We start from the raw sequence: 5,927 nt of genomic DNA, 5'->3' as shown, positions 1-5,927 counted from the left end.
GGGCCTTTGCTGGTTCCATAAGTTGTTTTAAGAACCTAAGCTAAACAACATCTTTTTTGCCACAAATATGTACTTGCCCGTGGGAATACTTAGTAAATCAGATCGTGTAAAAATAAATAAATTATAAAACACTGATAATAAATAAAAAAAACATACAGAGTAATTAACAATTAAAGCCACAGAATTTACATATTACTGATAAGCAATTCCTTAGAGAAGCGGAGGCACAAAAGTTCTCAAGAAGATATAAAATAAACTGTAAATCAATAATTACAATGATTTATACATTGTCAGTTTCTATTATTTCCCAATACAGAAAGTAATAATTCGCAATTGATGCGCCTTCTATGAAAAATAGTAAAAAAGTAGTGCATCTATAGGAATGTTTCTTATCCTCCTTTCTCCTGGTATTCAAACAATGGCTTTTTTCTAAGCCTTACAGGCTTTTTCTCTAATTCTTGAACTTTCTTAAGAATAAGTTCATTTTGGAGTAGTTCCTCCCGCCATAAATTATGAATCATAACATATTCAGTAAAAAACTGATTCTCATTATTTTCCCAAGCAGCTCCGTATCTACTGAGCCAATTATAAAATAGCATTATCTGCTCATGATTAGAAAGTTGCGCTCTTAATATTTTTAAATACTTTATTTTTTCTTTGTATTCAGGTACAATACTACTATTAACTACAAACTTCACCATCATAAATAAGTGTCTAAAGTAATGCCCCAAGGTTGATCCATAACCTTGATGCTCTTTGATAAATGATAAAGAGGCAACATTACCGCCAACGACACGCCCCCCTGACTTTGAAGATAAACTTTGAAATTCATCCTCATCATATCCCCAGAAAAAAATGCCATACGCGATTTCAAAATCTGCCGGTGTTAATGCGGATTCAAAAAGCACGGCACGCGAAAGGAGTGCTCGGTAATCTTGAGCCATCACGATGAAGGCTTTGCGCCCGCTTACTGATATTCCAGTCTGAAAACTGATGATCTCAATTTCGGTTACGTTCTCCTTGTGAAGCCGAAGCATCTCATAAAACTGACTTTCAAACTGTTGAATTTTAAATTGAACTTGAATATCGTCATTAGCACGCTTTTGCATATAAAATGCAAGAAATGTAAGAATAGAAGCCACTAAGCCAATAATTGGGTTCAATATTCCACCAATGCTATCACCAATTTCGTTAGGTGATAATATTTGCTTTTTTAGTTTGTCATCAAGTTTATAATTTTTAGGATAATGCCATAAAATATTATTATGGGAATAATAACCGTATATATAAATAATACAATAAATTATTAGCAAAATGCTTATACCTGCACCTATATAAACCCATATATTATTTTTAGTTATCTTTTTCATATGATTTGGCAACTATTTAAAAGCTATTATGCCAAGAGTAGAATTATGTTATTTGAAAAACTGATAGCCCAAAAATATCATCAAAACTACTGCAAAGGCAAGAATGACCATACTTTCAATAAACGTCCAGTTCTCGGTCTTTACTTCAAAAATCCCAAAGATTTTAATAGTGAACTTTCGATTCTTTTTCATTTCTTTTTAATTATTCCACAAAGAGCAGAATAATTAATTACCATTAACTGTCCGGAAAGGAAAAGTAAGGTTAAGACAGTAAATTAAGGATTTGTTTATAATACTTTTTATACGACGTAGTAGTAACATCGCTAAATGATTTTCCATATTGACCAAAATTAACTCCTTTAAAATATGTATTCATTAAAGCTGCTAGGGTTATTTGATCTACAGGCCGAATTATTCCCTTGCTTTTAAGAGCGCTTATCCAGGCAACCAGCGCTCCCTTACTTCGTGGCCCAAGTAAAAACTGGTTAGTTGCATTAATAACTACCGGAGATGTCCGTTTTAATAAATCTACATAAAATTCAAATTTATCCTTTTGAAAAAACAAGTCCTCCAATTTTTGAATTTGCTTAAGCTCTGGAATGTCTTTCCGTCTTTCTCCTTTTAACTGTAAAACCTCGTCTGCTATAAGATTTGCAACTCTTGTTGCAAATACAGCAAAATCACGATTCATATACCTTGTACTATCTTCCCGATAAATATCATTCAAACTGTCAATATTGACATTCCAAATCTGAAGTGTCTGATGATCAAATCTCACCAATTTATCATCGAATATTGCCTTACCTTTCAAAGGTGAACGGTCACTGAGTGGCTGTTCAATCTCAGACAACTTCTGATTCCATAAGTCAACAATCTTAACTGTGAGATCAAAGACAGGCTTGAGCATGACCTTTAATGTTTGTGGGTGTCGTGAATTCAGAAGCAAATTCCTTACTTCATTTCGAAACAGAATAAAGTCAAAAATTGGAGCTTCTGATATAACATGATAATGATTAACAATATACTCAGGGTCACTTTCAATTTTAACTCCTTGTTTTCGTTTTTTGTCAGCTAAAAAGTAAGCACTGCTTGTTTTCTGAATTTGTGAATTAAATTCACTCCTTACAAACAATAATATTCGTTCAGTTACCGCTAAAATCTCAAAGGGTGTGAACACCAACGTTGGCCTTTCAAACTTATAAGCAAATTTTATTGCAGCGAATAAATCTTTTAGTACCTCTTCCGTTATATCACCTTTCTGTTTTCCCTCTGTCAGCTTTTCAATAGATAAGACAAAATTATCGTTGATTGGCTCTTGACCTACAGTTATATTTTTGGATTTGCGCTTTTCTACCCCTCTGTAAAATTCAAGTACTGCAATACAGTGATGATATGTTTCTTGGAGCGCCCTTAAATAAACACCTTTACTCCATCCACTTTCCTTTTGCTTTTTAATAAAATATTCAGGGCGAGCACACTTAGGATAATTTAATGCGTCGAGGAATACCGGTAAAACATCTGGAAAGACAAGTGTATCCATGTGCGGTTTTCATTTGACTGAATTATTCGACTTGCTTTTTATTACTCGAACTTTAAATGGAAGCAATTCTGCTATGCCTTAAAACAGGAAATTTTTTATCATGCCTGATGGCCCTGGCTCTAATTACGTTATCATTCTCAAGGTCATTCTTAAATTTCATCCAAACAGTTCTAATGTCATTAATAAAGTCATCAATATTAAGATGTATACGGTTATTCACTACCTCAAGATTCATGTATGTTGATTCGTCACTTAACCAGTATTTACCATTTACGGAATAGTTATGCACCAATCTACTTCTTAATGAATCATACAATAGCTCATCATCATACCGCGAACCAAAATAACCTCTTACGAACTCTTTGAAATTCTCTCCAATCTTATTGTTCTTTTTATAGTAGCCAATCTGAGCCATTTGGTCAATGAAACAAGAACACAATATAAATGTTGCCAACATTATATTCATTTTCCTTGAATTCTCGATATCTCCAAGAGCGTATGTACCAAGTGCTGTAATAATATCTCCAATGATTTTATCTTCTTGTTGCTTAGTCATATTTATACAATTTTGTCCTTTACTATTTTACGTTACGCCTAATAACTTTCGAAATTCTTCTTCAAGTGTTCTAAGAATTTGGGGTATATCTTCAGTTATGCGCTTTGAAGCATCTTGAACTTTTCGACCAGCATTTTCAAATTGTTCTTGACTTAATTGACCACGCATGAAAGATTGAAGTCTTCGCAATTCAAAAAAGTCCATGTTGGCTGAAATATATTCTTTTGTTATATTTTCTAATAAGCCACTTACTTCTTTATTGAAATACAGCCTATTTAAAAGAAAATAGTTGTTATACTCTATAAAAGCTTCTTGGGATTTTTGCACTCGTTCTTGTTGTTCTTTTTCAGCATCTTCTATGACAAATTGAGGTTTAGTTAACTCTCTCATTGATGAGTCAAGGTGAACAAGTTTCTTATACATCTCATCAATAATACCTAGCCTTTTTTCATGCAAAGAAGTCTGACGGCTTAAATGCAGGTTTAGTTCAGATTTATATCGTTCTAAATCTGTATCAAGCGTAAGTTGGTATCCTCTGATTGTGAAATCAAGCTCTTGTTTATACTTTTCAAGGTTTTTCGTCGAAGAATGTTCAATGATCCGCTGGATAATAAACGCAGCAATCCCAAAAAATCCTATATCTCTCAAGAGGTCAAACCATGTCATATGCTGCAAACCTTTTAACCATCAATTTAATCAGATTTGCCAATTTTTTTAGCGCACTTTTTCCACAATTGTGCATTTCTTTAGTTAGACAAGATAAAAAAAGCTGCTTCTTTCCAGAAACAGCTGCCCAATTTGAACTTTTATATAGCTTATTCACACTCCTTGTAATCGGTGTACCCTCGCTCATTATTCAACTCATAAAGAATTCCGTTTTCATATTTAAACCGTGGTGCTTTATATTCTGAAGAATCGCTTGTGATGATTTTGTTGCCCTCAATGTGCCCATAAACTGTAAATATGGCCTGACTTTTATTTTTAAAATGATCATTTTTGGCTCCTGGATATGAAATAAGAGTAATGCTATTATCACTGATTGTGACTATGTAGTACCAGAACTCCCCTTCTTCACAAAACTTCTTTGTCCCTGTAAACCATCCAAAATTGTTTTTGATAGAGTCTGGTGTTGTATTAACACCTTTAAAAACTGCTTTTGTCCCAGATTGTGTGTTGCCTTTTTTAGGCATTACAATGTTGTTTGTTCGCGCTTCTGTTATTTTATCACTCTGATTAAATACAAAAAACTGGAATATATTATCACTATAAGAGCCAAGAAAGCTACTTACTTTTATGTAGGAGAAGCTACTGCTGATAAATTTTACAGCGAGTTGATTCGGTGCTGACTTATCAAACATTGCAAGATTACCCCTGAACCCGAATAATTTCAATGATGGTGAGTCATAAGTTGTTTCCTCTTTTCCGTTCATAGCGCTTAACAAATACCTCTCATCCCTGACTTCGACAGTAACTTTTTTCTCATCTTTAAAATGTGAAGCAATTATAGTGTATCGATTCGTACTACTACCTGGCTTGAAGATTCGGTATATTGTTTTATAAACACCTCCAGAAAATGTAGTACTCGCAGAATACTCAAATTTTTCCTTAAATCCAGTTTGCAAGGTATGCAAGTAACCGGAATATCGAGATTGAGCATTCGCTACGATAAAGGATGTAATTAATACAAGGGCTAAAAGGTTCCTTTTCATGGTAATTTGTGTTTAGGTTTTAATTAACCTAAAAATACCCATAAAACACCAATACTCACACCTGTATGTGTGTTAAAAACATGGCAACTATCGTACTTGCACCTGTATAAGTACAATGAGTAAGCCTTCAACAAGCAAAATTGAACAGTATATAATAGACAAAATCAGGGAAAAACGCCTGAAATTGAATATTTCACAAGCTGAACTTGCCCGTCAGTTAGATGTTTCGGAAGGTTTTATCGGCAATGTAGAGAGCGCCAATTACAGAGCTAAGTACAATATTAATCACATAAACGCCATTGCCAAGGTTTTCAAATGCTCGCCCAGAGACTTCTGGCCCAAAGACCCTCTATAATCGGTAACCCTTTCCGGCATAAAAACAATCGAAGCCCCTATAAAACTAGGAGCTTCGAAGGAAATGTAGGATTTGTAGGAAACGATGGATTTACAATTTTCTGTATTTACCTTGTTCATACCGCTCAATTAATTCTCGTTCAATATATTTTCCGATATAACGTTCCACAGTCTTTTCTTTGATATTCAATGGAGCCGCAATATCTTTACATAGTTGCCATGTAAACTCCACAGGCAAAGCTTCATAAAATTTTTTCTGTTGTGCATTAAGTATTGAAGTCTGTACTGTGTTTTCAAGACGAGAATATAGGATCAGGTTGAAAAGTTGGGGGATTTAGGAGAAAAGTAGTTGTTTTGCAGCCAAATAAAACGGACAAGAAACATTGGAAAAGGACCAG

At 34.0% G+C, this 5,927-nt stretch carries 7 protein-coding genes; 1 reads left to right on the top strand and 6 read right to left on the bottom strand.

What is annotated here, in order from left to right; all coding sequences use genetic code 11:
* Positions 1 to 389 precede the first annotated feature (389 nt).
* The 6 genes from JUB15_RS28230 to JUB15_RS28205 all read right to left on the bottom strand — a co-directional run bounded on the left by JUB15_RS28230 (position 390) and on the right by JUB15_RS28205 (position 5,175).
* The gene (locus JUB15_RS28230; protein ID WP_207516110.1) at positions 390 to 1,370 is read right to left on the bottom strand and encodes a putative phage abortive infection protein; all 981 of its coding nucleotides are present in this window, start codon (positions 1,368 to 1,370) and stop codon (positions 390 to 392) included.
* 48 nt (positions 1,371 to 1,418) lie between these two features.
* The gene (locus JUB15_RS28225; RefSeq protein ID WP_207516109.1) at positions 1,419 to 1,562 is read right to left on the bottom strand and encodes a hypothetical protein; all 144 of its coding nucleotides are present in this window, start codon (positions 1,560 to 1,562) and stop codon (positions 1,419 to 1,421) included.
* 70 nt (positions 1,563 to 1,632) lie between these two features.
* The gene (locus tag JUB15_RS28220; RefSeq protein ID WP_207516108.1) at positions 1,633 to 2,910 is read right to left on the bottom strand and encodes a hypothetical protein; all 1,278 of its coding nucleotides are present in this window, start codon (positions 2,908 to 2,910) and stop codon (positions 1,633 to 1,635) included.
* A 52-nt stretch (positions 2,911 to 2,962) separates the two neighbouring features.
* Positions 2,963 to 3,466 (bottom strand): hypothetical protein, encoded by a 504-nt coding sequence (locus JUB15_RS28215; protein WP_207516107.1) that lies wholly within the window; start codon positions 3,464 to 3,466, stop codon positions 2,963 to 2,965.
* A gap of 27 nt (positions 3,467 to 3,493) precedes the next feature.
* The gene (locus JUB15_RS28210; RefSeq protein ID WP_207516106.1) at positions 3,494 to 4,132 is read right to left on the bottom strand and encodes a hypothetical protein; all 639 of its coding nucleotides are present in this window, start codon (positions 4,130 to 4,132) and stop codon (positions 3,494 to 3,496) included.
* A 149-nt stretch (positions 4,133 to 4,281) separates the two neighbouring features.
* Positions 4,282 to 5,175, bottom strand: coding sequence for a hypothetical protein (locus JUB15_RS28205; RefSeq protein WP_207516105.1), 894 nt, complete (start codon positions 5,173 to 5,175; stop codon positions 4,282 to 4,284).
* A gap of 115 nt (positions 5,176 to 5,290) precedes the next feature.
* Between JUB15_RS28205 and JUB15_RS28200 the strand changes: the two genes are divergently transcribed.
* Positions 5,291 to 5,530: a helix-turn-helix domain-containing protein gene (locus tag JUB15_RS28200; RefSeq protein WP_207516104.1), complete on the top strand. Its 240-nt coding sequence runs from the start codon at positions 5,291 to 5,293 to the stop codon at positions 5,528 to 5,530.
* Positions 5,531 to 5,927 lie beyond the last annotated feature (397 nt).

The sequence above is a fragment of the Longitalea luteola genome (assembly GCF_017356035.1).
Lineage (GTDB): Bacteria > Bacteroidota > Bacteroidia > Chitinophagales > Chitinophagaceae > Niastella > Niastella luteola.
This window is presented reverse-complemented; position numbering and strand designations above follow the sequence as displayed.